Origin of the sequence: Acinetobacter sp. UBA991 (assembly GCF_002292065.1) — a bacterium.
Taxonomy (GTDB): Bacteria; Pseudomonadota; Gammaproteobacteria; order Pseudomonadales; family Moraxellaceae; genus Acinetobacter; species Acinetobacter higginsii.
This window is the reverse complement of the sequence record NZ_DBBF01000021.1, coordinates 25,811-51,543: the sequence shown is the minus strand read 5'-3', so window position 1 is coordinate 51,543 and position 25,733 is coordinate 25,811. Positions and strand designations below refer to the sequence as shown.

The 25,733-nt window shown below is 43.3% G+C and carries 27 protein-coding genes; all 27 read right to left on the bottom strand.

Annotated features, from left to right (window positions below; genetic code table 11):
• A complete protein-coding gene (locus tag B2727_RS08010; protein WP_033134455.1) occupies positions 1-1,290 on the bottom strand; it encodes an NAD(P)/FAD-dependent oxidoreductase in 1,290 nt (429 codons plus the stop codon).
• A gap of 25 nt (positions 1,291-1,315) precedes the next feature.
• A complete protein-coding gene (locus B2727_RS08005; protein ID WP_004802678.1) occupies positions 1,316-3,628 on the bottom strand; it encodes an MMPL family transporter in 2,313 nt (770 codons plus the stop codon).
• On the bottom strand, positions 3,603-4,280 hold the full coding sequence (locus B2727_RS08000; protein ID WP_033134454.1) for a LolA family protein: 678 nt from the start codon (positions 4,278-4,280) through the stop codon (positions 3,603-3,605). The genes B2727_RS08005 and B2727_RS08000 overlap by 26 nt, the downstream gene beginning before the upstream one ends.
• On the bottom strand, positions 4,273-4,701 hold the full coding sequence (locus B2727_RS07995; RefSeq protein WP_004802675.1) for an acyl-CoA thioesterase: 429 nt from the start codon (positions 4,699-4,701) through the stop codon (positions 4,273-4,275). Before B2727_RS07995 ends, B2727_RS08000 begins: the two co-directional genes overlap by 8 nt.
• 9 nt (positions 4,702-4,710) lie before the next feature.
• Entirely contained in the window at positions 4,711-6,252 is a 1,542-nt protein-coding gene (locus tag B2727_RS07990) for an HAL/PAL/TAL family ammonia-lyase (protein WP_033134466.1), read from the bottom strand.
• 25 nt (positions 6,253-6,277) lie between these two features.
• Positions 6,278-7,210: an acyltransferase gene (locus tag B2727_RS07985; RefSeq protein WP_033134453.1), complete on the bottom strand. Its 933-nt coding sequence runs from the start codon at positions 7,208-7,210 to the stop codon at positions 6,278-6,280.
• Positions 7,210-7,950, bottom strand: coding sequence for a glycosyltransferase family 2 protein (locus tag B2727_RS07980; protein WP_005206337.1), 741 nt, complete (start codon positions 7,948-7,950; stop codon positions 7,210-7,212). Before B2727_RS07980 ends, B2727_RS07985 begins: the two co-directional genes overlap by 1 nt.
• Positions 7,951-7,960: 10 nt before the next feature.
• The gene (locus B2727_RS07975) at positions 7,961-9,634 is read right to left on the bottom strand and encodes an AMP-binding protein (RefSeq protein WP_033134452.1); all 1,674 of its coding nucleotides are present in this window, start codon (positions 9,632-9,634) and stop codon (positions 7,961-7,963) included.
• A 6-nt stretch (positions 9,635-9,640) separates the two neighbouring features.
• The gene (locus B2727_RS07970; protein ID WP_033134451.1) at positions 9,641-10,192 is read right to left on the bottom strand and encodes a septation protein IspZ; all 552 of its coding nucleotides are present in this window, start codon (positions 10,190-10,192) and stop codon (positions 9,641-9,643) included.
• Entirely contained in the window at positions 10,189-10,437 is a 249-nt protein-coding gene (locus tag B2727_RS07965) for an acyl carrier protein (RefSeq protein WP_004802664.1), read from the bottom strand. Before B2727_RS07965 ends, B2727_RS07970 begins: the two co-directional genes overlap by 4 nt.
• 11 nt (positions 10,438-10,448) lie before the next feature.
• Positions 10,449-10,709, bottom strand: a complete 261-nt coding sequence (locus B2727_RS07960) for a phosphopantetheine-binding protein (protein WP_005206340.1) — start codon at positions 10,707-10,709, stop codon at positions 10,449-10,451.
• Entirely contained in the window at positions 10,693-11,514 is an 822-nt protein-coding gene (locus B2727_RS07955; protein ID WP_085942831.1) for a lysophospholipid acyltransferase family protein, read from the bottom strand. Before B2727_RS07955 ends, B2727_RS07960 begins: the two co-directional genes overlap by 17 nt.
• Positions 11,499-12,113: a beta-ketoacyl synthase chain length factor gene (locus B2727_RS07950; protein ID WP_005206342.1), complete on the bottom strand. Its 615-nt coding sequence runs from the start codon at positions 12,111-12,113 to the stop codon at positions 11,499-11,501. The genes B2727_RS07955 and B2727_RS07950 overlap by 16 nt, the downstream gene beginning before the upstream one ends.
• Before the next feature lie 250 nt (positions 12,114-12,363).
• Complete coding sequence (der, locus tag B2727_RS07945; protein ID WP_004802653.1) at positions 12,364-13,773, bottom strand: ribosome biogenesis GTPase Der; 1,410 nt, start codon at positions 13,771-13,773, stop codon at positions 12,364-12,366.
• 176 nt (positions 13,774-13,949) lie between these two features.
• Complete coding sequence (bamB, locus tag B2727_RS07940; protein WP_004802651.1) at positions 13,950-15,092, bottom strand: outer membrane protein assembly factor BamB; 1,143 nt, start codon at positions 15,090-15,092, stop codon at positions 13,950-13,952.
• Positions 15,092-15,790, bottom strand: a complete 699-nt coding sequence (locus B2727_RS07935; protein ID WP_004802650.1) for a YfgM family protein — start codon at positions 15,788-15,790, stop codon at positions 15,092-15,094. The genes bamB and B2727_RS07935 overlap by 1 nt, the downstream gene beginning before the upstream one ends.
• A 29-nt stretch (positions 15,791-15,819) precedes the next feature.
• On the bottom strand, positions 15,820-17,112 hold the full coding sequence (gene hisS / locus B2727_RS07930) for a histidine--tRNA ligase (protein WP_005206344.1): 1,293 nt from the start codon (positions 17,110-17,112) through the stop codon (positions 15,820-15,822).
• Positions 17,109-18,224 (bottom strand): flavodoxin-dependent (E)-4-hydroxy-3-methylbut-2-enyl-diphosphate synthase, encoded by a 1,116-nt coding sequence (ispG, locus tag B2727_RS07925; protein WP_004802647.1) that lies wholly within the window; start codon positions 18,222-18,224, stop codon positions 17,109-17,111. Before ispG ends, hisS begins: the two co-directional genes overlap by 4 nt.
• 22 nt (positions 18,225-18,246) lie before the next feature.
• Positions 18,247-19,041 carry a helix-turn-helix domain-containing protein gene (locus B2727_RS07920; protein ID WP_004802646.1) on the bottom strand — a complete coding sequence of 265 codons (795 nt, stop codon included), beginning with the start codon at positions 19,039-19,041 and terminating at the stop codon, positions 18,247-18,249.
• Positions 19,032-19,838 carry a type IV pilus biogenesis/stability protein PilW gene (pilW, locus tag B2727_RS07915; protein WP_004802644.1) on the bottom strand — a complete coding sequence of 269 codons (807 nt, stop codon included), beginning with the start codon at positions 19,836-19,838 and terminating at the stop codon, positions 19,032-19,034. The genes B2727_RS07920 and pilW overlap by 10 nt, the downstream gene beginning before the upstream one ends.
• A gap of 17 nt (positions 19,839-19,855) precedes the next feature.
• Positions 19,856-21,091: a 23S rRNA (adenine(2503)-C(2))-methyltransferase RlmN gene (rlmN, locus tag B2727_RS07910; protein WP_005206346.1), complete on the bottom strand. Its 1,236-nt coding sequence runs from the start codon at positions 21,089-21,091 to the stop codon at positions 19,856-19,858.
• Positions 21,092-21,212: 121 nt separating this feature from the next.
• Positions 21,213-21,644 (bottom strand): nucleoside-diphosphate kinase, encoded by a 432-nt coding sequence (gene ndk / locus B2727_RS07905; protein WP_004652531.1) that lies wholly within the window; start codon positions 21,642-21,644, stop codon positions 21,213-21,215.
• A gap of 107 nt (positions 21,645-21,751) precedes the next feature.
• Positions 21,752-21,952: a Fe-S cluster assembly protein IscX gene (gene iscX, locus B2727_RS07900; protein ID WP_004652532.1), complete on the bottom strand. Its 201-nt coding sequence runs from the start codon at positions 21,950-21,952 to the stop codon at positions 21,752-21,754.
• A 96-nt stretch (positions 21,953-22,048) separates the two neighbouring features.
• Positions 22,049-22,600: a phosphatase PAP2 family protein gene (locus B2727_RS07895; protein ID WP_033134450.1), complete on the bottom strand. Its 552-nt coding sequence runs from the start codon at positions 22,598-22,600 to the stop codon at positions 22,049-22,051.
• Positions 22,601-22,638: 38 nt separating this feature from the next.
• On the bottom strand, positions 22,639-23,910 hold the full coding sequence (locus tag B2727_RS07890) for a glycosyltransferase family 4 protein (protein ID WP_033134449.1): 1,272 nt from the start codon (positions 23,908-23,910) through the stop codon (positions 22,639-22,641).
• Positions 23,911-24,066: 156 nt separating this feature from the next.
• Positions 24,067-24,906 (bottom strand): symmetrical bis(5'-nucleosyl)-tetraphosphatase, encoded by an 840-nt coding sequence (locus tag B2727_RS07885; RefSeq protein WP_033134465.1) that lies wholly within the window; start codon positions 24,904-24,906, stop codon positions 24,067-24,069.
• A 5-nt stretch (positions 24,907-24,911) separates the two neighbouring features.
• On the bottom strand, positions 24,912-25,724 hold the full coding sequence (rsmA, locus tag B2727_RS07880; protein ID WP_004802636.1) for a 16S rRNA (adenine(1518)-N(6)/adenine(1519)-N(6))-dimethyltransferase RsmA: 813 nt from the start codon (positions 25,722-25,724) through the stop codon (positions 24,912-24,914).
• Positions 25,725-25,733 lie beyond the last annotated feature (9 nt).

Sequence of the window (25,733 nt, the reverse complement as noted above, 5' to 3'; positions counted from 1 at the left end):
TTAAACCTCTAAGGCTTTCTCTTGCGCGACGCCTTCACGGCAGTACTCGGCCAAGGTGCTTAAACGGCGTTTGGCATTTTTATGAATCGGATTTTGATCATCCCATGCATAACCAGCCAGTAATGATGAAACCATCCGACGAATGTTGTCATTTTGATTACTTGCGAATACCACATCCTGAAACTCGCCTTCGTACCAAGACTCGACATAAGCACGAAACACTTTAATCCCTTTACGCAGCGGTAATTCGTACTCCTGCATCCAATCCACCTGTTCACCTTGCAACACTCGATCAACTAAAGGAATTGCCAGACTGGAAGATTTTAATGCAATGGTCACTCCCGATGAAAATACAGGGTCGAGAAACTCTCCTGCATTGCCGAGCAAGGCATAATTCCGACCAGCCAAATGTTTGACGTTTGCCGAATAACCAACCAAGGTACGTACAGGCGTATCAAATTTCGCCTGTGCTAAGACCTCAGATAACGCAGCATCATCAGCTAGAATCCGTTTCAATAACAAATCTGGTTCATTCTGAGCGGCATCTTCAACCTGATAATGATCAAAGAAATCCTGCTCTGCCACCACACCAAAGGAAGCACGACCATCGGCAAAAGGAATCAGCCAATACCAAGCACGACGGTCTTTTTCATGTACGGTAATTAAAATTTTGTCACGGTCAAAATCAGCACGATCGCCAACCCCATCTTCAATATGGGTAAACAAGGCACGACGCACTGGGAAATTGGATGGGCTTTCTAAATCTAGAAACTTCGGTAAGATACGGCCAAAACCACTGGCATCCAATAAAAACTTGGCTTGAATCTGATAGCGCTGCTGTGCCTCATCTAGCACGGTTAAAACTGGGTGTTCCACCTCAACATCGATCGCAACAACTTCATGTCCAAAACGAATATCTGCGCCGTATTGCTGCGCTTGTTGAGCCAGTAAGTGATCGAAATCAGCTCGGCGAACTTGCCAAGTGGTGCCAGGCCCCGCACTGAATTTTTCAGTAAAATCATAATGGCTACGTTTTTCACCACACAAAAATGCCGCGCCATTTTTAAACTGGAATGCGCGGGATTGAACATGTTCCCGTACGGTTTCTAATAAGCCCGCTTCTTCCAAAAACACCATGCACTGCGGTAATAAAGATTCACCAATTGAAAAGCGTGGAAAATATTGTTTTTCAATCACCGTGACCGCATAACCTTTTTGACGAAGCAAGGCTGCGGCTGAACTGCCAGAAGGTCCAGCACCAATAATTACCACATCGGCTGTTTGTATCATCATTGCCCCCAAAAAATTAAAATTTTTAATGCTCTTCTAAATTCACAATATGGTGCTGATCAGCTGGTGTAAGCAAAGTTGCATAAACAAATGAAAAGATCACACCCAATAAAACGGTTAGACCGAAGCAATGAATCGCATAAGTATGACTCAATGATAAGAGTCCAAAGCCCAATAAGGTCGACATCATACACAAAAACAGCGCCATGCCAACCACCTGTGGATGGTCATGTCCATGCCGATAGAAAATCGCATAATCCACACCAATCCCAATGATCAAGAAGGTTCCCATAATACTGAACAAGTTAATTTCCACACCCAACCATGCCTGTACCGCAAAGGTACTGATCAGCGCCAAAGTCACAGGCAAAACCAGCGGCATAATCGAACGCCTGCCATAGACCAAGCCCAAACCCAGCGCCAATCCCAATAAGGCATAGATCAATAAATGCTGCGCTTGCTGACGATGCTGTGCAAACGCACTAGACAGTGTGCTGACGGGTTGTTGGAAATCAATCTGTGCGGATTCCAATTGCTTTAATCGCTGCGCCTGCTTCACCCCACGAACCATAACCAGACGCTCGGTAGGACTGAGCTGTAAAAATGCCAAGGGATGTTGTTGAAACACCTGTGCTGTGAGTAAAGGTTGCTGCTGCAATTGTTGTTGCCATTGCAGTAGATCCGCAAAATTTAAACCCATGCTTTCCGCATACTTTTTCAATGCGGTTGCAGGAATCTGCTGAAGTAGTTGCACATTTTGTTGCTGCTGGGCCAAAGGCGGAATCCATTGTCCCAAAGCTTGAAAACCGTCAATCTGCCCCTGAGTTTGCAATTGCTGCAATTGATCAATCAATTGTGCTTCATGCTGCTCAAGCTCAGCACTGGAGTGTGCACGCACAACAAAATAATCACTGCTTTGCTGCTGGGCAAACAAGGAACGAATATATTGATCTTCCTGTTTCAGCTTGGCATCCATACTTTGCAAGTTTCGAATATCATCATTGGATTGCAGAGCAAATAGGCTGCCTCCTCCAATCAGCAAGATACTCAAAATAAAGCCATAGCGTAGTTTTTGATGTTGCTGAAACCATTGTCTGGCCATTCCAATCCAAGCTAAGCGTCGAATTGCAGCTTGTGCATTCAGCGGAGCTAAGCGCGGTAGGAGCAATACACTGGTGATCCAAGCAGCGACCAAACCGACAATTGAAAATACCGCAATTTGCCTAAAGGCAGGAAACGGCGTAAAGCTCAGAAAAATATAGGCCACAACCGTGGTCATTAAGCCCATAAATAAGCTTGGCAGCAACGGTCTAAGAATCCTAAATCCATCCAGTTTACGATGCTGCGATTGCATTGCCATAAAATAGAAAGAGAAATCGACACACACCCCAATCAGGCTGGCGCCAAAAACCAAGGTCATCAGATGGATTTCACCAAACACCAGATGTGTCACCGCAAATGCCAATAAGCTCCCCGTCGACACTGCGATAAATTCAGTAATGAGCGGTCGGAATGAACGGAAGCCAAACCAGACCAACAGGATTAAGCCCAAGGTCGAACCGAGGCCAATGGTTGAGATTTCCTGCTTGGCCGACTGGGTTCCATAATTAGAAAATAAAATGGTCCCCGTCCAATGCGATTGAACCTGCAATTTATTCAGCTCAGGCTGCAACTGTTCAATCCAAGCGCTGACCTGTTCCTGATAATCAATGTTATAAGGACTCTGTTTTAATTGCAGAACCAATAAGCGTGAGGTCTTTTGCTCATCATGAATGGTTGCAAAACCATCTTCCAGCTCAACATTGCTTGAAAGCTGATTGGCCACACTCAACATATAGCGTGGAAACAGCAATAAAGGGTCTTGCTGTAGTGAGGTCGCGGTAATCGGCATCCCGACACTCATTAACTGCATCAGGCTTTGTTCGGTCAGTGCCTCATAATCCTGCTGTTGCAAAAACTGTCGGTCTTGTTGATTCAGCAAACCTGCCCGATGTTGATATAGCTGTTTGGAAAACTGTGCTAAATCCAACTGTGGTCGAAGCGGTTGCCACAGGTCACTGTGTAGTAACTTCTGTTGAAACAACTGAGTGGCTTGCGCTAAGGCCTGTTGATCCTGACTTTCTAAAACAACAAAGACTTTTTCATTGAGCTGATCACTCATATATTGCTGTGTTTTAGCAAGCTCAGGATTTTTTTGCGTTTCAGGCAGCAAAGCAAAAATATTGGTCTGGATATGGATCTCTTTTTTGACCCATGCCACTGCCAGCGCAAGTCCAACAATGGTTAAAAGAACTAACCAGATGGCAGTAAATTTATTTTGCCAATTGGAAAAGCGCATCTTCAGCAGCCGTCAGTTGATTCGGTTGAGTGGTTTGATTACGGAATAAAATCGTGGTGCTATTATTGGCCTGTTCTTGAATCACAATCTTATTCACATACTGTTGTCCTTGCGCATCAATTCTCAGGAACAACTTTTTAAATAGCGCTGATTTAGGTGTTAACGCGATATTCCATCCTGTCGGGCTGTAATTGGCGGATAACACATTAAAATTCTTCGCCAAGGCTTTATCATCACCCGACATCAGTTGCAAAAATAAGGTCGCAACCGAACTATAAGGCGATTGGTCAATCTGGATCTGGCTATAGGTTCGTTGTGTTTTCTGGATGAGTTTCTTTTGGGTTACGATCAAACCTGCTTGCACAGGTCGTTTAATTTGCCAAAGTATACCATTTGATTTCGCAAAGGTCAGTGTGCCATTGGAAACAAAAGTCTTGTTTAAACTTGCCAACTTTTTTTGCTGTTCAAAATCGGCGCGAATGAGTTCACTTTTAGCAAGCTGATTAAAAATTGTCGAGACCTGATCCGCATGTGCCGATACGGAAACACTCAAACTAAACAATACACTAACAACACTGAGTAATAACCAGCAAGCACGCTGTTGCATCAATGCAACAAGGCGATTGAGATTCAAAAAACCAGAATTAACCATGCGGGTGCTCCTTAAACGCATCCCATGCATTTAAACAATCCAATAAAATTTGCGGTGACTGGAAACACATTTCTCGGGTCTCCATATTCACAGCCACTTGCGTGGTATAGCCTTTGGTTAAACGTCGTCCAGTGTTCGCATCAAGAATCAGATATTCAATTTTTAAACGGTTTTCCCATTCTTTTAAAATCGCACGAACTTTAATTTTCTGTTCAAACTCAATCCCCTGCACATAACGCACATGGCTTTCAATCACAGGCCACGCATAGCCCGATGCTCTCATCTGGTTATAGTTATAATTAAACTGTTCCAATAACTTACAACGTGCAATTTCGAAATACTTTAAATAATGCCCATGCCAGACCACATTCATGGTATCCACATCATGAAACGGGATTTCAATGATTACATCTGCCTGCATCTGTCGCTCCTAGACCTGTTGTTGGAATTGATTGAACAATTCAAAGTTGTCGAAACGATCAATAATCTGTTGTAGTTCAGTTTGTAAAGGACGATCTTCTTGCAGTAGTGCAAAACTTTGTAAGGTCCACTCAACAAAAGCTTTTAAAGGCGGGCTTAGTTGAGATTCAACACCTTTCAAATGCACGGCCTGTACACTGGCACAGCATAAGGCCGCCAAAACCTGCTGCGTCAAGGTAATGACCCGAGTCGCATCTCGGGCGGCAATGGTCCCCATACTGACTTTGTCTTGGTTATGGCATTCGGTCGAGCGTGAGAAAATAGACGCGGCCAAGGTATGCTTCAAGGCTTCAGCGGTCCAAGCCGAAACCCCAATTTGTACCGCTTTAAAACCATGATTCAAAGGCAGGCGCTCGGCACTGGCACCCGTTAAATTGCGTGCTAAGCCATGATTCATTTTATGGTCGACCAGCTGTGCAATTTGTCGGTCCATCAAGTCGGCAATATTGGCGATCATAATCTTCAAACTGTCCATAGCTTGCGCAATATGCCCGCCATAGAAATGCCCGCCATGCAGCACCCGTAAATTCACAGGATCAATCAGCGGATTATCATTGCTGGAATTTAATTCATTTTCGATAAATTGACGCAACCATGTTTTTGAATCTTCAAACACACCAATAATATGCGGCGCACAGCGTAAAGAATAACGATCTTGTAAACGTGGACTTTGGTGTGCTGTCTGCACTTCACTGTTTAGCCATTCACGTAATTGCTGGGCAATATGTTGCTGACCTTGATGCGGTTTTTGGGCAAATAAGACTTCATCAAAATGACTTGGATTACCTTCTAAGGCCAACACATTCAAAGCGGTAATCAAGGTACTGGCCAATGCCACCTGCTCTGCTTTTTTATAGTTTAAGCAGGCAATCGCCGTCATCACCGCGGTACCATTCATCAGTGCCAAGCCTTCTTTAGGGCGTAACACCAAGGCGTCCAAGCCTTGCTCTGCATAGACTTGTGCAATCGGCACAATCTTGCCTTGTGCATAGACATCACGCTCACCAACCAAAGCACCTGCAATATAGGACAGAGGCGTCAGATCACCACTTGCCCCGACAGAGCCTTCCGATGGAATCACTGGAATAATGTTTTCATTCAGCATCCAGACCAGACGCTCCAGCAAGGCCAAAGACACCCCCGAATAACCTCGTGCAAGTGAACAAAGACGAGTCACCACTACCGCACGGGCAGTGATCAAATCCAGATTTTCACCGAGACCGCAGCCATGAAAACGAGACAGATGCAAAGGCAATTCATTGACTTGATGCATCGGAATTTCAACCAGACATGAATCCCCATAGCCTGTGGTAACGCCGTAGATCACGCCTTCATCCAGCAACAACTGATCCAGAAAATCTGCACCGCGCTGAATCAATTCACGCCAAGCTGTTGCTGTCGGTAAAGCCACTTGACGCTGTTGTCGAGCAACCGCCACCACATCTTCAATACTGAGTGGCTGCTCGCCGACAATCAGAACCGGCTTGAGCATTGCTTCACTTTGACTTGCATTCACGTTATTTTGTCCAAAACTGATAAAAATTAAACCATTGATACGGTGCCCGTAAGCAATGTTGTTCTAATACGGCGACATAGGATTGGGTGATCTGCTGCATGCTGCTTAATCGGGTTTTACGCGGTAAATCCACTTGCTTGGCAATCGCATGAATATGCACCTGAAACTTCTGCTGGACGCGATAACAAAATACGGCTAGCACCGGAACTTTGAGTAAATTGGCCAAAATCCATGCCCCTTGTGGTAATGCAGCCTCATGTCCCAAAAACTGGATGCTTTGCACTCGATCCGACTGCACAGGAATCCGATCCGCCGCCACGATCACCCACTCCCCCTGCTCCATCTTTTCCTGTAACAGCATCGCTGTTTCAATGCCAAGTTCATCTACTGCAATTAAATTGACATCAGCCTTATCATTAATTTTTTTTAAAAACTGATTAAATTGTGAGGCATGCTTTTGATACACCAGTACATTAATTTTTTGTGGGTGCTCTGACTTTAGCGCCCGCAGTAGCTCAATATTGCCAAAGTGCGACACCACAATAATCGCGCCTTTTTGGTAGTGTTGCTGGAAGTGCTGATGCCCAAACAATTGCAGTTTTTGCTCAGGAATATGCCCTAACCAGCCCTCAATTTTATCCAGAATACACTCACCAAACTGCATGAAATGCGTATAGCTATTCATCCAGTTCGGCATTGCTGTAAACGGTGACTGAGACCCTGCAAATTGATGCAAACGCTGTAAATATTGTAAAGAAGCCTGTCGAGCTGTTACCGCAAACAGCCAATACCACATAATAATAAAATACAGTACCACACGGCATAACCAACGTCCGCCACAGCGATAAAATCCAAGCATCAGCATCAGCGGCAACAGTCCGCCTCGTTCCTTAATTTGATGCCATGTATCCTGCGAAGTTTGCGGTATCGTCATCAGTCCGCCTTAAACTTATGCCAAATCAGTTTTGGAAAGCGCAGCAGCATCCCTGCAAATAATCGAGCATGTGCCTGACTTAAGCCTAGATTATCACGCCACACATTAAAATGTGACACACCATGTTCAGGATAAATTACCCGTGTAGGCACATTCACAAAAGGGGTATCTTCCCATTTTAAGCGGACCAAAATTTCACTATCAAAACCCATTCGAGGTTGGAATTGAGCAGCATTGAGTACAGCTATCGTTTTCGCCAAGGGATAGACCCGGAAACCGCACATACTGTCTTTAATTTCGAAAGACAAGCTGTTTAACCAGACCCAGAAATGCGTGACATAACGTCCATACAGACGCTTTTTCGGCACTGAATCATCAAAGATCGGCTGTCCAATCACCATCGCTTGGGGATGTTGCTGCGACTGTTCGATAAATTTCGGCACATCTTCCCAGCAATGCTGACCATCCGCATCTAGTTGCAGTGCATGTGTCATTCCTAACTGGAAAGCATGTTGCAGCCCAGTCATGACCGCTTGCCCCTTGCCTTGGTTGGTCTGATGTTCCACTAGATCAACCAATGGATGCTGTTGTGCCAGTTGATGCAGAATCGCCGTACATTCGGCATCACTGCCATCATTGATGAGAATAATCGGACATTGAAATTGTTCCAGATACTCAACAAGATCAGCAAGATAGTGCGGATGATTATACACAGGAATAACAATGCCATAGTTCAACATCAGCGGACTCCTAAACCTGTTCAAGCGCAAACAATAAGCGCCCTGAAGCCAAGACCTGTTGCTCTGAGGTGATTTCAAAGCTGATTTTATGTAATTTACGACTTAATTTTAATTGCACCACCGCATAAGGACGAATCAGGTTTTGAAACTTCAATTGCTCAAACCCCTGACACCACTGTAAATCAGACCAACTATTCTTGGCAAACTGCTGAATAAAGCCAATTTGTCCCACACCTGGATAAATCGGTTGGGTTGGAAAATGCCCCTTAAAACATTCCAGTTCAGCAGGAAATTCAAGGCTGAAATATTGCTCATCCTGTTGTTGCCATTGAGATAACACGACAGGCTGTAACATCGGGCTAAATAATGCTTTTAAATAATTTTTATCGCGTTTTGACTGGGTATTTTGCGGAATCTGGCTCAAAAAACGCCACTGTCGCGGAATGGCAATGCTTTCCAGCTGAAACTGTAACTGCTGCTTCAACTGTTTGACAAAAACGGCTTTACCTATCGTCATTAATTGCTGTTGAGCCTCGACACTGAGCACCACAATCGCTGCCAGAATTTGACGATGCTGATGTTCAAGTAAGAGTGTGTGGCTTTGCTCTACTTCCAGCAAAGTATTCAAACTGTGTTCAATCGCATCCAGACTCAAGCGCTTTTCTTCCAACTTGATAATACGGTCCAAGCGACCTAAAAGTTTGAATTGCTTATTGTCAATCTTAATCCACTCTGCAGCATCACCTGTGATGATCCAGCCAGACTCGCCCGCATGGTTACTTTGCACCATGAGTTGGGTGTTTGCAGCAATCTGAATCTCAACATTATTAAAAGCTGTCCATGCCGCATCATCATATTGACGATGTGCAATGCCTCCGGTTTCTGAGCTCCCGAGTACTTCAACAATCGGAACATTCAAATGTGGTCGGACACCTGCATCTAATTTGCCACCCGAACTGAACACTAGTTCACACTGCTGCAAGACCAGATCCTGCGCCCAGCGTTTCAATAAAGCAGGACTGGAAATCAGATAGTTGCTCCACCCTTGTTGGGCTAAACGCTGTTGAGCCTGAATGACATCTTCAGGAAAAGCCAATTGCGGATTAAAAAAATGGCGTCCTGTTGCGAGTGGTAAAAGCAGTTTGAACAGTAATCCATAAATATGCTGGTGACTGACTGTTGCAATAGCAACGCTTTTCTGCTTGAACTGAAAACTACTGGCTAAGCCAATCACTTCATTGAGCAGTTGCTTCAAAGTACGTTCAATCTTTTTCGGTTCACCAGTTGAACCTGAGGTAAAGAATATGATCTCAGCCTGATTTAAAAAATCATCATCTTGTATACGAATCAGTTGCGAAAAGCTTTCGTCTACATTCACAGTCGCAGCAACAGGTTGACGGCTCAGAAAGTAAATCTGTTGCTGGGCCAATTGTTGTTCTAAATCTCGAACACGATTGGGAGGTAAAATGATTTTTTTATTGGCCAATAAGCCTGCAAAAAATAATAGCAAAAACTGGTAACTATCTTGTTCCCACAATGCCCAAGTCTCTTGGCTCAATCCCCTGATTGCGGCGGCTTGTTCAGCGACGTCTTGCCAAAAATCGGCATAAGAAATTGTTTTTAATTCAGAGCTAATACACAACGCATTCGCTGAATCAGCATCATTATAAAAAGAAATAGGCATAATATTTTAAGGGGCCGTTTGATTTAAACGTTGATGTTTTTTTCGCAAGATGTACTCACCGAGAAATAAGATTCCCATCAATAGGTAAGACACAAAGCCGTTATAAATGATCCAATATTTCATGGGTGCAAATACCGTTGCCAGTGCAATCATGGCATTTATTGCAAAGAAGAAGCACCAAACCACAGTGACTTTCCGTGTCCATACTACACCAGAGGCTGGCAGATCAGGCTCAACCAGACGCGCAAAACGCTCAATCATGGACGGTGGTCGATACAGTGTCAGTGCAAAAATGATCAACGCACCAAGACTCATACCCACAGGATAAAGCTTGAGCCAAGCATGATCTTTTAAAATCAGGCTCAATCCACCACAAATAATGGCTAAACCAGTCAGTGGTAACATCAAATCTCTTTTGGCGCTCAGCAAGCGACTCACACCCAAAACGATCAGTAAAATACTGACCCAGATGAACTGTCCATGCGACAGGCTCCATCCAACAATAAAGGGGTACAACACAAAAAAAGTGATCAATCCCCCTCTAATGAGATGTCTCATTCAGCGGTCATGTTCTGAATGACAGCAACAACATCTTGTACGGTTCTGACTGCTTTAAAATCTTCAGGCTTGACTTGTTTACCAGTCAGTTCTTTAATTTTAACCACCAGATCGACAGCATCAATACTGTCTACATCGAGATCTTCATATAAATTGGAATCAAGTTGGATATCATCAGGTTCAATTTCGAATAAATCCTGCATCCACTCTCTTAACTTTGCCAGCACCTGTTCTTGAGTTAACATTGATCTACTCCTTAACCTGCTTGCTGAGCTTCAACCAAAGCCACTAAACTTTGAACTGATTTAAAATGTTGTTTGGTTTCATCTGATTCTGCATTCAAATGAATGTTATAGCGTTTTTTCAATGCCAAGCCCAACTCGAGCGCATCAATTGAGTCTAAGCCCAAACCCTCACCAAACAATGGTGCTTCAGTTTCAATATCACTGATGCCAATATCCTCAAGCGCGAGAACATCAATAATCATTTGCTTTAATTCATCAGCAAGATTGCTCATTTTTCGATAACTCATTATTAAAAATTTGATAAAAACCTTGATTCAACTGACGCACCTGTTTCGGTGATACGTCTGAATCTGCCAAGATATCTTGGACTTCAATTGCATCCAGTACCTTAATCTCGATATGAAAAGGCTGTGCGGGCACATGATACCATTTTTCATTTTTGGTTAAGGTCGAGGGTGTACATCTAATCAAAACTGGACGTACCGGCACATTGGCACGAATCGCAATATTTGCAGCGCCGCGTTGGAACTCATTCAGACATTCGCCTTTTTCGGTTCGCGTTCCTTCAGGAAAAATCAGTAATGAAGCTGCACCTTGCTGTTTTAATCGAAGCACACAGTCTTCAATAAACTGCTGCGAACCCGCATTTAAAATATAACCCGCACTACGTACTGGACCACGAGTAAACGGATTTGACCAAAGCGATTGCTTCACCACACAATTGGCCTGCTGCATCAATCCAATCATCACCACCACATCAATCAAGGTCGGATGATTGGCAATTACCAACTCTTGGCGGCTATGTTGCAGTTTTTCCAGCCCCTCGACTGAATAGGTCATGACGCCAAGTTTGACCATCATTTCAGTAAAGCCCTTAAAGCTGTAATGAATGACTTGCTGTGCACGTTGCTGACGTACAACTGGATTGCGGCTGCTTAAATGAACCAAGGGTGCCACAATGGTTGCAATCCCAACCCCACCGGCACCAAAACTGGCAAAGCTGAAACCTGTTGCTGCAACACGCCAAGCATAATTGGCTTTCTGTTTAATCTGATTCAGCTTTAACATTTTTTCCATCTCAACACAGATTGACCTACTTCTGCAGCCTGCCAAAACTGGTAAAAAGCTAAACTTTCTAATGATTCCGAGCCACTGAGCTGTAAAACTTCCAGATTGGGATTTTCTAAACTCACAACGGTCGCCAAAGCAAATGCGGGGAACTCAACCGTATCAGCATAAACACTCGGTAAAGCTTGATCATATGCCACCACTAACACACGTTGTGCGGTAGTTGTTGACTTTAAAATTGCATAAGCCTCAATCAATGCTTCCGTCCATTCACAGCTTAAACTTGTCGAGGGCGTCGCATCCTGACATAGAATCGAATACAAGCCTGCAATTGCATTATGAACTGAGGTTGAAAATTGTGTTGGTGATGGTGTTTGTTGTTGTAATACGTCTTGGAGAATATCCAAGGTTTTTTGTTCATCCCCAAATCGGGAAACCCATACAATATAATCAACATGTTGACCATTTAAGCTTGTCAAAGCACTGCTTAATGCCATTTTTGCCAATGCAGATAGACGGCGACGCTGCATGGCTGGAATAGCGTCCAACGCAGCATAGTTTTGCTGTGCATCAATCAACTGAGGCTGCGTTATATGGAGTTTCAACATGCAATGCACAATCCAATATGGTTTAAAAAATAATCAATTTGTAGAAATTTTGCGGTGGCATTATAGCACTGGTGCGAAATTTAACAAAAAATAATTCTTATTACATTTCAACAACTTATATTATTTATTTTAAATAAAACCCAAAGCCAAGCCAAACTAAACAAAAATATGCATTGTTTATATTAACTAATAAAAGAATAGCAGCAAAAAAGCCCAAAGCAAACTTTGGGCTTTTATCATCAAGACCAGCTTAACGTTTGAATTTCTTTTCCGCTTTCTTGAACTTCTGAACGTAACGACGTTTACGTGCCGCTACACGCTCATCGACTTGAGATTTACGCCCCTCAAATGGGTTATCCGATGTTTTGAAATCTACACGAACCGGCGTTCCTTCCAGTTTATAAACTTTACGGAACACATTCTCAAGATAACGACGATAATCCGCAGGTGTTTTGTCTACCTTGTTACCATGAATCACGATGGTTGGTGGGTTCTGTCCACCCATATGGGCATAACGCATTTTAATACGTTTACCACCAATCATCGGCGGTTGGTGCGCTTCAGTCGCATCATTCAAAATCTGAGTCAGTTTCGCAGGAGAAACTTTTAAATGTGATGAGTCATAAGCACGATGGATGGTTGGGTACATTTCACCTACGCCAGTGCCATGCAATGCCGAAATTAAATGAACTTTGGCCCAAGGAATAAAGTCAAAACGACGGTCTACATCCAACTTACATTGCTTGCGATCATACTCGGTCATGTTGTCCCATTTGTTGATCGCAATCACCATGGCACGGCCAGCTTCAAGCGCATAACCAATCAAATGTAAATCTTGTTCGACCACCCCTTCACGGGCATCTAGTACCACCACAATCACATGCGCATCTTTAATCGCTTGTAAGGTTTTCACGATTGAGAATTTCTCAATCATTTCCTCTACTTTACCTTTACGGCGTACACCTGCTGTATCGATCAAAGTATATTGACGACCATCGCGCTCATAAGGAATATAAATCGAGTCACGTGTTGTACCCGGTTGGTCAAATGCAACGACACGATCTTCACCCAATAGGCGGTTAACCAAGGTTGATTTACCGACGTTAGGACGACCAATAATGGCTAAGCGTAAACCTGTAGCTTTGTCATGTTCTTCTGGATTCTCATCTTCTGGAACCTCAGCCAAGACATCTTCGAGCATCTGTTGTACGCCACGTCCATGGCTCGCCGCAACTTGTAATGGCTCCCCCATACCAAGCTTATAAAACTCAACCAGAGCAGCTTCAGCATGTACACCATCTACTTTGTTGGCAACCAGATATACTTTCTTGCCTAAAGTACGAAGTTCACGAGCGATTTGCTCATCTGACGCCAAGAGACCAGCACGCGCATCGACGACAAAAACAATGATGTCTGCTTCATGAATCGCAGTTTTCGACTGCTCGGCCATGTAAGAGTCGATACCACCTTCGTTCTCACCAATACCACCCGTATCGACAACAATGAACGATTTATTTTGATAAACCGCATCGCCGTATTTGCGGTCACGAGTTAAACCAGCGAAGTCAGCAACCAAAGCATCACGACTTTTGGTGATTTGGTTAAATAGCGTTGATTTTCCGACGTTTGGACGACCAATGAGCGCAATAACGGGTTTCATAGATTAACCTTAATTCAGACGAGCCATCGTTGATGACATCGTATCAGAAACAGTATGGAAGATTTTGGTGATCAAGTAATCACAATAAAAATTCGGGGTTTTGTTTAAACAAATACCCCGATCATTCTTTTATTAGCAATAGCTAATTGAGCATTTTACCACAAGCTAAAACAAAATTAACGATTCTGCCAAATGGTTAATGCACCTTTTCGTGTTGCGACATAAAGCTGATTGTCAATCACACGTAATGAGCGAACTTCACCACTGGTTTTTGCACGACCAATTAGCTTACCTGAGGCTGGATTAATCAGATGAATCACACCATCCAAATCACCCACAACAAGGTTTTGTCCTAGCATCACAGGATTGCTAAGCTTACGATTCAACAATTCTTCATTTTGCCAAACCAGCTCACCTGTTGCCAAGTTATATGCATTCAACTTGCCATCTGTGGTCGCAACGAAAACTTTATCATCCGCAACTTCAGCGCTATTGGTACTGCTCGCATCTTCGCTCCACACCACACGTTGTGTTGCAAGATCGGTCACGGTCACTTGACCTTGGAAGCTCGTCGTCACCAAATATTGACCTGAAACCACTGGATCACCCACAACATCCACTAGTCGCTGAATGTCAGAACGACCTTCACTGATCGCCACACGACGTTGGAAACGCGGTACACCACTGATGATATCCAAAGCATAAACATAGGCATTGGCAGAACCAATTAGCACAGTACGCTCATCTAAGCGAACAGGTGCTGGTTGACCACGCAAACTAAACTGAACATTCGGTAGCTTATACGCCCAAACCTGTTGTCCTGTCGCTGCATCATGCGCAAATACCGTACCATCATTGGCAATCGTAATCACACGACCTGACTGGATCAGAGACGGAGATAAAATGGCACCTGACAATTTTGCGGTCCACTTCTGTTCACCTGTGGCTTGGTCTAAAGCAAATAACTGACCTTTGCGATTACCGCTCACCACAATTCCCTCACCTGCTTCTACACCAGCAGTGAGTTCTTGTTTGGTAATTTTACTTTTCCAAAGACGCTGTTTACCTTTGTATGCAGAAACCTGACCATCTGGGTCAATCGCAAAAATCACGCCATTGTCTGTATCCAACTGCAAACGTAAAGCTTCCGCAGCATCAGTAGACGAGACACTTTGTGAAAACACAAGGTTTAAATTTTGTTCTTGCGTGATTTTTGGCAATGGATTCGGTTTTGCTTCTTTTACTTTATTGCTTGAACAACCAACGAGTAAAGCTGAAGCAATTGCAATTGCCAAAGGTAATTTTAGTTTATTCTGCATTAAGACTCATCCACTTTGGTATCTAAGATCGGGCGCTCAAACTCAGGATCATCTACTAAAACGCCAACACTTTCGAGTTTAATTTGTAAAAGCTGACGTTCTTGTTTACGCTCGAGTAGGTTATCCCATGCACTTTGATATGCTTTACGCGCAGATTCATTGTCTTTTTTCGCAACAAAAATATCACCGCGAAGTTCATCAGCAGTCGCCTTAAACGCAGGATCAGTCACGCTCGTTAAGGTTTTTAACGCTTCATCGTATTTGCTTTGCGCCAATTGCGCATCCGCTAAACGTAATTTAACAATTTGAACTAAACCAGCATCTTTAACTTTTGAAGTTTCAACTTTCTTCAAGGCTTTTTCAGCAGCAGCATAATCTTGCTTGTCATAAGCAAGTTTCGCCATGATAAATTGTGTTTGAATCGCTTGTGCTGAATCCGCATCATCTTTCACAATTTTATCCGCCGCTTCAGATAAGCTGGCAAAGGCATTTGGTTGACCTGATGCCGCTTTCGCTTCATCCATCAATTTCTGTACCTTTGCTGTTTGGTTCTGGGCTTCAGCAAGGTTTTTCTTTTGCCAATATTCCCATCCGAAAAAGGCAATCAAGGCAATGAGAATTCCGCTAATCATTGCAGAACCATATTTTTTGGCAAACGACTTTAACTGGTCGAGTTGTTCATCATCACTTAAACTCATGTGATTGTCCTTTTCCTAAATTGTGCAATTTATTGTTTAAATTTTTCGATAAAAAATGGCGTCAGTTCAGTTAAAGCCACTTGTGTCTGTTCAGCCGTTGCAAGCTCTTTCACCAATAACTGCTGAGATTCCCACTCACGCTCGCCCAAGATCACTGCATAGGTTGCACCTGATTGATCGGCCTTTTTCATTTGGCTTTTCATGCTACCTTGAGATCCAGTTTTTAAGCGGATTGAACTGTTCGCTGCTTCTAACTGGTCACGGATTTGTTCAGCCAAGACCAAGGCTTTGGCTTGATACGCCGGCTCAGCCAATAAAAACACTTCACAATCACGGACATCTTTGGTTTGCGCAACTTGCTCGACCAATAACAACAAACGCTCCATCCCCATGGCAAAACCAACCGCTGGTACAGACTGATCTGCTTTACCTTTGAGCTGTCCAACCAAGCCATCGTAGCGACCACCAGCACAAACCGTCCCTTGTGAACCCAACATGGTGGTGGTCCATTCAAATACCGTTTTGTTGTAGTAATCCAAACCACGAACGAGCTTTTGGTTAATCACAAACTCAACACCAGCATCCGTTAAGTATTGCTGTAATTGCTGAAAGTGATTAATTGAATCTTCTTTTAAGAAATCATGCAACTTCGGTGCATTTTCCAAAATCTTTTGCGTTGATTCAATTTTAGAATCCAAAATACGCAATGGATTCGTCGTTAAACGACGTTGCGAATCTTCATCCAACGCATCTTTGTGCTGGTTTAAGAACTCAACCAAAGCCGCACGATATTCTGCACGTTCATCACTTTCACCTAAAGTATTTAACTCTAAGCGAACATTCGCAGCCACACCCATACGTTTCCATAAACGTGCGGTCATTAAAATGATTTCAGCATCAATATCCGGCGTTGCGACACCAAAAGTTTCCACACCAAATTGATGGAATTGGCGATAACGACCTTTTTGTGGTTTTTCATAGCGGAACATAGGCCCGAGATACCATACACGCGGTGTCGCACCACGCAGTAAGTTATGCTCTAACATCGCACGCACACAACCTGCCGTTCCTTCAGGACGCAAGGTCAGTGATTCTGGCGGTGTACCTTTGTCGAAAAAGGTATACATTTCTTTTTCAACAATATCAGTCGCATCACCAATGGCACGCTTGAATAGACCTGTTTGCTCAACGATTGGCAAACGGATTTGTTGATAACCATATGCATCCATTAACGATGCAAGTTGTTGTTCCAGACTTCTCCAAGCCGCAGTTTGCGTTGGAAGGGTGTCATTAAAACCTTTGATAGCGACGATTGAACTCATGATGAACTACGAATAATGACTTTAGATTTTGCTTCTTCAAGCTCTTGAACACGTTGACGAACCATTGTTTCAATTTCATCAACCAGCTGATTTGTATCAATTAAATGGCTCTTTTCACCATTTCGATAGACCAGTGAACGAGGTGATGCACCTACAATCCCGATATCCGCTTCTTTGGCTTCACCTGGACCATTCACTTTACATCCGATCACAGACAAGTCCATCGGGGTACGGATATCTTCTAAACGCTCTTCCAAGGCCTGCATCACTTGAATCACATTGAATTCCTGACGTGAACAGCTTGGACAAGCAATAAAATTAATCCCGTTTGAGCGCAAGCCCAACGACTTTAAAATATCAAAACCGATTTTAATTTCATCTTCTGGTTCAGCTGCAAGCGAGATGCGCATGGTATCGCCAATGCCTTCCATCAACAGTCCGCCCAAAGCAATTGCCGATTTGACTGTACCAGTACGGTAAATCCCTGCCTCAGTTACACCAAGGTGTAACGGATTATCGATCTGTTGAGACAGCAGACGATAGGCATCCATAGTCAGGAACACATTCGATGCTTTGACACTGACCTTAAACTCATGAAAATCTAAACGGTCTAGAATGTCGATATGACGCATTGCCGATTCAAGTAAGGCCTGCCCTGTTGGCTCGCCATATTTCACTTGTAAATCTTTTTCCAGAGAACCTGCATTGACACCAATACGAATCGAAATACCATGATGTTTTGCCGCAGCAACCACTTCACGTACTTTCTGATCCGAACCGATATTACCCGGATTGATCCGTAAACAGTCTGCGCCATAATCCGCAACCGCTAAAGCAATACGATGATCAAAATGAATATCTGCCACCAAAGGTACAGAAACGCGCTTACGAATCGCGCCAAACGCCTCTGCTGCTTCCATCGACGGCACCGAAACACGCATGATATCTGCACCTGCATCTGCACAGCGCTGGATTTGCGCCACAGTTGCATCCACATCACAGGTTTCAGTATTGGTCATACTTTGAACACTGATCGGGGCATCACCACCGACATACACGGAACCAACACGGATTTTTCGTGTTGGACGGCGTTTAATTGGATTCACAATCATCGTATAGCTCTACTCTTTGGCATTAACGAGACAAACGGAATTCTGCTTTTCCATTGACTGTATATGGAGACAAGGAGATTTGCTCCTGATTTAAAGTCAATGCGACTGCGGTCGCGTCATCTAAACGAATTTGAAATGGCGATTCGCCACTTAAAGTCAAAGTCGATGCTTGACGACCTGTTGCCAATACTTTACCTGTTGCATCGACAATATGCACAGAAGTTGGTCGATTAAAATTCAACACCAATTGGTCACCAGATGTTGCAGTGGTGGTATTCCCCATCGGCAAAATCTGAACATCCGAATTTTTGATCTTCGGTACATCATCTTCATCTTTATGGCTTGATGTCCAATTCTGCACCGCCATAACTGCCAACCATGCTAAAACTGCAACAGCCGCAACGATTGCAATACGTTTTAACCAGATACGGTTACGCACGCTTTTCGAACCTGATAATTTCCCCATAATTTTAATCGGAGAATTATTCAAGGCATGGCTAGCTTTCAGTCCAGTATCATTAACATAGATTTCATCAAAACGCTGAATGATCGCACTAGCATCTGCATTTAAATGCTTTGCATAAGCTCGATAATAACCTTTGATAAAAGTTGCTTCAGGTAATGATTTATAATCATCTTGCTCTAATGCTGTCAATGTTTTGACAGGCATATTCAATACGTTTGCAATCTCTTCAATTTCTTTCTTTTGTGCAATACGAATTTGACGCAAATACTCACCAGGTCGTTGAATATTTCCTAAGGTTGACGATGGCGAGGTTGAGCCAGTTGGCTGATGTGAATTTGGATTTATTTCCATACGGCCTCAGTACTGTACTGTAATTGCAAATAACGTTGATATTCTGGACTATCAGGAAATAGCGCACGTAGCTGATTGACTAACACTTGCATTCCTAATTGATCCGCATTCGCTCGAGCAATGCGTAGACCAATCCAAAGTGCCCGAGCACCTTGGTTTTTCTGTCCCACGTTACGAACATATTGTTCGTATAGTTGCGACGCATCTCTATTATTTTGTTGCAAATAGAAAATTTCCGCCAACTCTAACATTGAAATGGTTGCATTTCGATTCGCTTGTAGCGCTTGTTTGAATGATTTTTCAGCATTCGCAACATCGCCCAATTTCAAATAGATTCGTCCTAGGTTTTCCAACGACTGAAAACGCTGTTCATACCCTAAGGTTGCACCCGCACGAGTAAATTGCTCAATGGCATCATTATAGCGTTGCTCTTGATACAAATATGTACCGTAATTATTACGCGCTTGAGCATTATCAGGTTCTGAGGAAATTGCACGCTTAAAATAAGCTTCTGCTTTTTCCATATTGGTCTTGCTACCTTCTTGTTGCAGCAAAATCCCCATCATCATATTGGCATTGGCATCACGTGAATCAACCTTTAGAGCTTGGTCAAGCGAACGCTTAGCTGCATCTAAATCACGATTGCGAATATATTCAGCTGCAAGTTGGGTCCGGACTTGCACTGCTTTTTCTGGATCTTTTTTTAATGTTGAAGATGTTGATTGACATGCTGTTAAGCCAAGTAAAGTAAACACAACAGCTGTCGCAATAATCGTTTTTGGTCGAGTGGTATTCAACGCCTTTTCCCCAAGTATTATCCTTGTGTGCGCAAAATTTCTTGTTGTTGCGCCACTTTCTTTTTCCATTGTTCAGCACGACGAGTACGGTCAGCAACCTGTCCTACCAATTGTCCACACGCAGCATCAATATCATCACCACGTGTCTGACGAATCGTACACACAAATCCAGCATCCGACAAAGTTTTTTGGAAGGCAATAATTCGGTTACGACTCGAGCGACCATAAGGCGCATGCGGGAACGGATTAAATGGAATAAGATTGATCTTACTCGGTAAATTTTTTAACAGTTTTAATAATTGTTGTGCGTGCTCAGGCTTATCATTGACGCCATCGAGCATCACATATTCGATGGTGACATGACGACGTGAGCTTTCATTACCATCTTTAGCGAGATAACGTTGGCAAGCCGCAATTAACTGTTGTAATGGATATTTTTTATTAATCGGCACCAGTTCGTTACGCAATTCATCATTTGGTGCATGTAAGGAAATCGCCAAAGCAACATCGATATCTTGCGCCAGTTGATCAATTTTCGGTACGACACCTGACGTCGATAAGGTCACACGGCGTTTTGACATACCATATGCAAAATCATCTAGCATGAGCTGCATAGAACTGAGTACAGCATCATAGTTGAGTAAAGGTTCGCCCATACCCATCATCACCACATTGGTCACGGTACGTTCACGTTCAGCCACTGGCACCTCTTCCATATAGGAATAGTTCGCCATCCATAACTGACCAATGATTTCAGCTGGGGTTAAATCACGTTGAAAACCTTGCTTACCCGTCGAACAGAATGAACAATCCAATGCACAGCCCACTTGTGATGAAATACACAAGGTCTTACGTGCACCTGTTTTATCTTCCGCAGGAATCAATACGGTTTCAACCAAAGAACCTTCACCATCTCCTACACGGAACACCCACTTCCGGGTTCCATCTTTCGAATAGTTACGATGTACCACATCAGGTGCTTTAATTTCACAAATCTTTTCGAGTTTCTCTCGTAATTTGCCTGAGATATTGCTCATCTCAGCAAAATCAGTCACAAAATATTGATGAATCCATTTCATGACCTGACCCGCACGAAATTTCTTTTCGCCTAAGTCTTCGAAGAATTTTTCTAATTCAGCTCGAGACATGCCAAGTAAATTTACTTTTTTCTCGGCAGCATGAACGACAGGCGTAGAAACAGACTGTTGTTTTTCATCTAAATTTTCTGATGAAACGACCACTGCAGAACTCATGTATATTTACCTAAACAATATCGACGCTAAAAAATGCTGTGCATTATTCGCACAACACAAGCTATAAGAAATAAAAAACCAGATAAGTAGTATACCACTTATCTGGTCTGAATACTTTGGATTAACGAGTGCGTGGGCAAATCTCATTATCAGCAAAGAAGTAAGCGATTTCACGCTCAGCAGAAGCAACTGAGTCAGAACCGTGAGCAGCGTTTTCGTCGATGCTTACAGCGAAGTCAGCGCGGATTGTGCCAGGAGCAGCTTCTTTAGGGTTTGTAGCGCCTAAAATTTCGCGGTGAGCAAGAACTGCATTTTCGCCTTCAAGAACTGAAACAACCACTGGACCAGAAGTCATGAATGCAACTAAGTCAGCAAAGAAACCACGTTCTTTGTGCTCAGCATAGAAACCTTCAGCATCAGCTTGAGAAAGGTGTTTCATTTTAGTTGCAACAATTTTCAAACCTGATTTTTCGAAACGAGCAAAGATGTCGCCGATGTGGTTTTTAGATACTGCATCTGGTTTTACGATAGATAAAGTACGTTCAATCGCCATGATTGACTCCTATTATGGTTTAAACTAAAAAATTTGCCGCATTATACCGATGTCATCGCTAATAATCAGCTTGAATATGCAAAACTTAAGCGTTTTCTGACGAATTTTTAACGAACTTCATCCAGCCATGCCATTTGAATGGCTTCAAGCAAACCTTCAGTTGACTTATTTGGGTCATCACTAAAGTCAGGCAAAGCACAAACCCATGCATGCAAATCGGTAAAACGAATCCATTGTGGATCTACATCTGGGTGCGCTTCGGTGAGTTCAATCGCAATATCAATCGTATCTGTCCAACGTAAGCCCATATGACAACCTAAATAAATGAGTGTAATTGAGCGTACTTTAACAAATCATACAAATTAAGAGATAGTGTTCTGTCGCTAAATTCGAGATAAAACACCTTACAAAGCGATATTGGCAGTTGGCGCGAATAAGATAATCCCACTGGCAACCGATGCACCAATCATCGCACCCACAATCACATCACTTGGATAATGCAGACCGAGTACCATTCGAGATAAGGCAACCAAAATCGTGAATGGCAGCATTAACAGCAATAGTAGAGGTTGAATATAACCCAAAATGATGGTCACCATCACTGCATGCAAAGTGTGACCTGATGGAAAACTAAAATGATCGAGTGGTCGCTCACCCAACACAATCACCTGATGCACCTGATAGGGTCTTGGGCGGGTGGTTTTATTTTTTAAAAACTTATAGATCAAGGTTCCAACAGAACCTGCTGCAATCACATACAATAGTTGCAGACCGTATGCCAAACCTTGCATTGCCCATACAGACAACAACATGACATACCAAAATGGTCCATCCCCCAAACGACTGATCGTTTTAAAAAATAAAGCGATCCGTTGTGACTGAGAGAGATGATTGAGGTAGACACACCCTTTTAAATCTAAATCAAGTATTTTTATTTTAGCATTTTGAAGATTCATACGATTTCTCCTCTTTTTGAGAGTAGCTTAAGTCGCGATCATGGGAGACTCCTCACGACTTGATACAATGCTTGTTCTAATTGTTGTACTGGGAACTGCCAGCTACTTTGCTGCACACTTTCACTGGCCAATAAGCCCATTTGTCGTAATTGCGGCAAGGCAGGTAGTTGGCAAATCGACTGAATTAAATGATCTGTTTGCCCTAATGGAGTCAACCAGCCAGTAACATTCGGTTGTACATGCTGATGGGCGCAGACATAATCATAAGCTACCACCGCTAAGCCGCTGGCAATCGCTTCTAAGACCACATTACCAAAAGTATCGGCTTGGCTGGCAAAGGCAAACACATCGGCACTGGCATACGCGGCTGAGAGTTCACGACCACTCAAACTGCCCATAAAGATAATGTCATCCGATTGTGCCATCTTGCCTAGACGGGCACGATCAGGGCCATCACCGACAATTACAAATTTGCTATTTTTGCCTTGTTGCGCCTGTAATGCATGAAAGCTTTTAATCAGCACATCGACTTCTTTTTCGGGTGATAAACGTCCGACATACAACATCACTCGGGTATCGGCATCGACACCCCATTGTTGGCGCAGTTGTTGTGAACGATGTTTGGCCGAGAATTTTTCAGTATCCACACCACGCCCGACCACCACCAATGGGCAAGTCACACCAAAGCCACGTAAAGCTTGTTCGGTATATTGACTTGGTACACAGGTCACATCGGTACTGTTATGGAACCACGTTAAATAACGTTGAATTGGCTTAACCAAGAAAGCCAGATCAAAGAAACGGCTAAAATCATGAAAGGCTGAATGGAAACCACTGGAGACTGCAATTTTTCTTGATTTTGCTGCTTGTAAGGCGGTCAAACCCAAAGGCCCTTCTGTGACGATATGCACCACATCTGGAGCAAATTTTTCAAAGGCTTTGGACACTTTAATATATTGCGGCCAACCAAACTGAATACTTGGATATTTCGGAATCGGCTGTGACATCACCAAACATTCTTGTTCAGGGTGAAATTCGGTACAGACTGCTTTTTGGGTTGGTCGTACTAATAAAATTTTATGCCCTAGTCGCTGTAAACCTTGACACAATTGCATCATCGACAGCGCCACGCCATTGATTTCTGGTGGCCATGTTTCGGTTACAATGGCAATTCGGAGACGAGGACGAACTAAATCACGAAGTTCAGACAATTCATCTTGTTTATTTTTGAGTTGTTTCCTTTTAAAGTAAAATTTAAAATTTTCAGGAAACTCTTGCTTGAATAGAGATGTCGCGTATGTACTCTGCATATCGCCATCCATTTGTGTCGTTATTTTCATGCTTTCAGCTTAAAAGCATTTTTTGACACTTTAATGATCAGTCTATGACAGTTTTTTGACAGTCTTAAAATAAAAAATGCCCAATTTTAGTATAAAAATGGGCATCTAAAAGAGATCACAGACTGATCAAGCTAAAGGATTATCCACCGCAAACATGTGTTGATCTTCCAAACGGAACGCCATCAATTGCTGCCCCCAAACACAGCCACCATCGACATTTTGAATTTGAGCGCTAATGGTCTTGCCCTGCAAAGCCGCCCAATGTCCAAAAATCAACTGATGGGTCTGTGCTGCCTGACTTTCAAACTCAAACCATGGTTGGAAACCCTCAGGCATCGGTGCATCGAGTGCATCTTTAAAATCAAATTCTAAACGACCTGTTGCATCAGTTAACCGCATTCGAGTGAGATAATTGGTAATACAGCGTAAGCGTGCCATACCTGTGAGTTCATCTGACCATAGATCAGGTTGTGAACCATACATCTCGGCAAGAAAGCCATCCAAAACCGAGAGATCATCATGACCCACTACCTGCTGGACTTCTTGTGCCAATACCACCGTTTTTTCGGCATTCCAAATACACGGCACACCTGCATGGGTAATCAAGGTCTGTGCATTCGGAGATAGGCTTAATGGCTGTTTACGCAGCCAATCAATCAGCTCATCACCATCAATAGCATCAATCACTTCTTGAGTATGATCTTTGTCTTTGGCCTTTTTAAAACCACGGGCGCAGGCGATCAAGGTTAAGTCATGATTACCTAATACCGTTGCAGCAGCACCACGATCCGCCAGTTTTTTAATAAAGCGTAATGCACCCACCGAGTTTTCACCACGTGCAACCAGATCCCCTGCAAACCATAAAAAGTCTTGGTCTGGATCAAAGCGGATTTCTTTTAACAACGCTTTCAGTGCTTCGAAACAACCTTGTACATCACCAATGACATAGTTATAGCGCTTAGACATCGACATCAAGCCACCATCTGATCAGAAAGTGCAACAAAGTCAGCTAGGCTCAAGGTTTCTGGACGTGCCATCGGATCAACGCCTGCTTTCTCAAAGCCATCTTCCACCAACATGCCTTTTAAGCTATTGCGTAAGGTCTTACGACGCTGGGTAAATACATGACCCACTAATCGCGCTAAAGCTTTCTCATTTTTTGCCACAATCGGTTTAGTTGCATACGGCTCTAAACGGAAAACGGCTGAAGTTACCTTCGGTGGCGGATTGAATGAGCCCGGTGGTACTTCAAATAAGAAGGTTGGCTTGCAGTAATACTGAATCATCACCGATAAACGACCATATTCTTTGGTATTTGGCGTTGCGGTAATACGATCCACCACTTCTTTCTGCAACATGAAATGCATGTCTTTGACTTTGTCACCGAACTCCAAGAGATGGAACAACAGTGGCGTTGAAATATTATATGGTAAGTTCCCTACTACGCGCAGTGGACGGCCGTCTTGAAACAGTTGTGTGAAGTCGTATTTCAACGCATCGGCTTCAATAATGGTCAAACGCTCAGGATGTGGCACACGACCCGGCAAACCCGCGGCCAAATCACGATCCAGCTCAACCACGGTCAACGCATCACATTCGCCAATTAAAGGTGAAGTCAATGCCGCCAAACCCGGTCCGATTTCGACAATATTTTCGCCCGCACGCGGATTCACTGAGCGTACAATTTTGGCAATCACACGTTGATCATGTAAGAAGTTTTGACCAAAACGTTTTCGGGCCTGATGCCCTTCATCTTTAGGGTTCAGGGCATTAATTTGATACATAATAATTCC

What these genes read in the sequence shown, in the direction of transcription:
- B2727_RS08010 (WP_033134455.1), bottom strand. Translation starts at nt 1,290, where the DNA reads ATGATACAAACAGCCGATGTGGTAATTATTGGTGCTGGACCTTCTGGC.
- B2727_RS08005 (WP_004802678.1), bottom strand. Translation starts at nt 3,628, where the DNA reads ATGCGCTTTTCCAATTGGCAAAATAAATTTACTGCCATCTGGTTAGTT.
- B2727_RS08000 (WP_033134454.1), bottom strand. Translation starts at nt 4,280, where the DNA reads ATGGTTAATTCTGGTTTTTTGAATCTCAATCGCCTTGTTGCATTGATG.
- B2727_RS07995 (WP_004802675.1), bottom strand. Translation starts at nt 4,701, where the DNA reads ATGCAGGCAGATGTAATCATTGAAATCCCGTTTCATGATGTGGATACC.
- B2727_RS07990 (WP_033134466.1), bottom strand. Translation starts at nt 6,252, where the DNA reads ATGCTCAAGCCGGTTCTGATTGTCGGCGAGCAGCCACTCAGTATTGAA.
- B2727_RS07985 (WP_033134453.1), bottom strand. Translation starts at nt 7,210, where the DNA reads ATGACGATACCGCAAACTTCGCAGGATACATGGCATCAAATTAAGGAA.
- B2727_RS07980 (WP_005206337.1), bottom strand. Translation starts at nt 7,950, where the DNA reads ATGTTGAACTATGGCATTGTTATTCCTGTGTATAATCATCCGCACTAT.
- B2727_RS07975 (WP_033134452.1), bottom strand. Translation starts at nt 9,634, where the DNA reads ATGCCTATTTCTTTTTATAATGATGCTGATTCAGCGAATGCGTTGTGT.
- B2727_RS07970 (WP_033134451.1), bottom strand. Translation starts at nt 10,192, where the DNA reads ATGAGACATCTCATTAGAGGGGGATTGATCACTTTTTTTGTGTTGTAC.
- B2727_RS07965 (WP_004802664.1), bottom strand. Translation starts at nt 10,437, where the DNA reads ATGTTAACTCAAGAACAGGTGCTGGCAAAGTTAAGAGAGTGGATGCAG.
- B2727_RS07960 (WP_005206340.1), bottom strand. Translation starts at nt 10,709, where the DNA reads ATGAGCAATCTTGCTGATGAATTAAAGCAAATGATTATTGATGTTCTC.
- B2727_RS07955 (WP_085942831.1), bottom strand. Translation starts at nt 11,514, where the DNA reads ATGGAAAAAATGTTAAAGCTGAATCAGATTAAACAGAAAGCCAATTAT.
- B2727_RS07950 (WP_005206342.1), bottom strand. Translation starts at nt 12,113, where the DNA reads ATGTTGAAACTCCATATAACGCAGCCTCAGTTGATTGATGCACAGCAA.
- der (WP_004802653.1), bottom strand. Translation starts at nt 13,773, where the DNA reads ATGAAACCCGTTATTGCGCTCATTGGTCGTCCAAACGTCGGAAAATCA.
- bamB (WP_004802651.1), bottom strand. Translation starts at nt 15,092, where the DNA reads ATGCAGAATAAACTAAAATTACCTTTGGCAATTGCAATTGCTTCAGCT.
- B2727_RS07935 (WP_004802650.1), bottom strand. Translation starts at nt 15,790, where the DNA reads ATGAGTTTAAGTGATGATGAACAACTCGACCAGTTAAAGTCGTTTGCC.
- hisS (WP_005206344.1), bottom strand. Translation starts at nt 17,112, where the DNA reads ATGAGTTCAATCGTCGCTATCAAAGGTTTTAATGACACCCTTCCAACG.
- ispG (WP_004802647.1), bottom strand. Translation starts at nt 18,224, where the DNA reads ATGATTGTGAATCCAATTAAACGCCGTCCAACACGAAAAATCCGTGTT.
- B2727_RS07920 (WP_004802646.1), bottom strand. Translation starts at nt 19,041, where the DNA reads ATGGAAATAAATCCAAATTCACATCAGCCAACTGGCTCAACCTCGCCA.
- rlmN (WP_005206346.1), bottom strand. Translation starts at nt 21,091, where the DNA reads ATGAGTTCTGCAGTGGTCGTTTCATCAGAAAATTTAGATGAAAAACAA.
- ndk (WP_004652531.1), bottom strand. Translation starts at nt 21,644, where the DNA reads ATGGCGATTGAACGTACTTTATCTATCGTAAAACCAGATGCAGTATCT.
- iscX (WP_004652532.1), bottom strand. Translation starts at nt 21,952, where the DNA reads ATGGGCTTACGTTGGACAGATACGATTGATATTGCGATTGAACTCACC.
- B2727_RS07895 (WP_033134450.1), bottom strand. Translation starts at nt 22,600, where the DNA reads ATGAATCTTCAAAATGCTAAAATAAAAATACTTGATTTAGATTTAAAA.
- B2727_RS07890 (WP_033134449.1), bottom strand. Translation starts at nt 23,910, where the DNA reads ATGCAGAGTACATACGCGACATCTCTATTCAAGCAAGAGTTTCCTGAA.
- B2727_RS07885 (WP_033134465.1), bottom strand. Translation starts at nt 24,906, where the DNA reads ATGTCTAAGCGCTATAACTATGTCATTGGTGATGTACAAGGTTGTTTC.
- rsmA (WP_004802636.1), bottom strand. Translation starts at nt 25,724, where the DNA reads ATGTATCAAATTAATGCCCTGAACCCTAAAGATGAAGGGCATCAGGCC.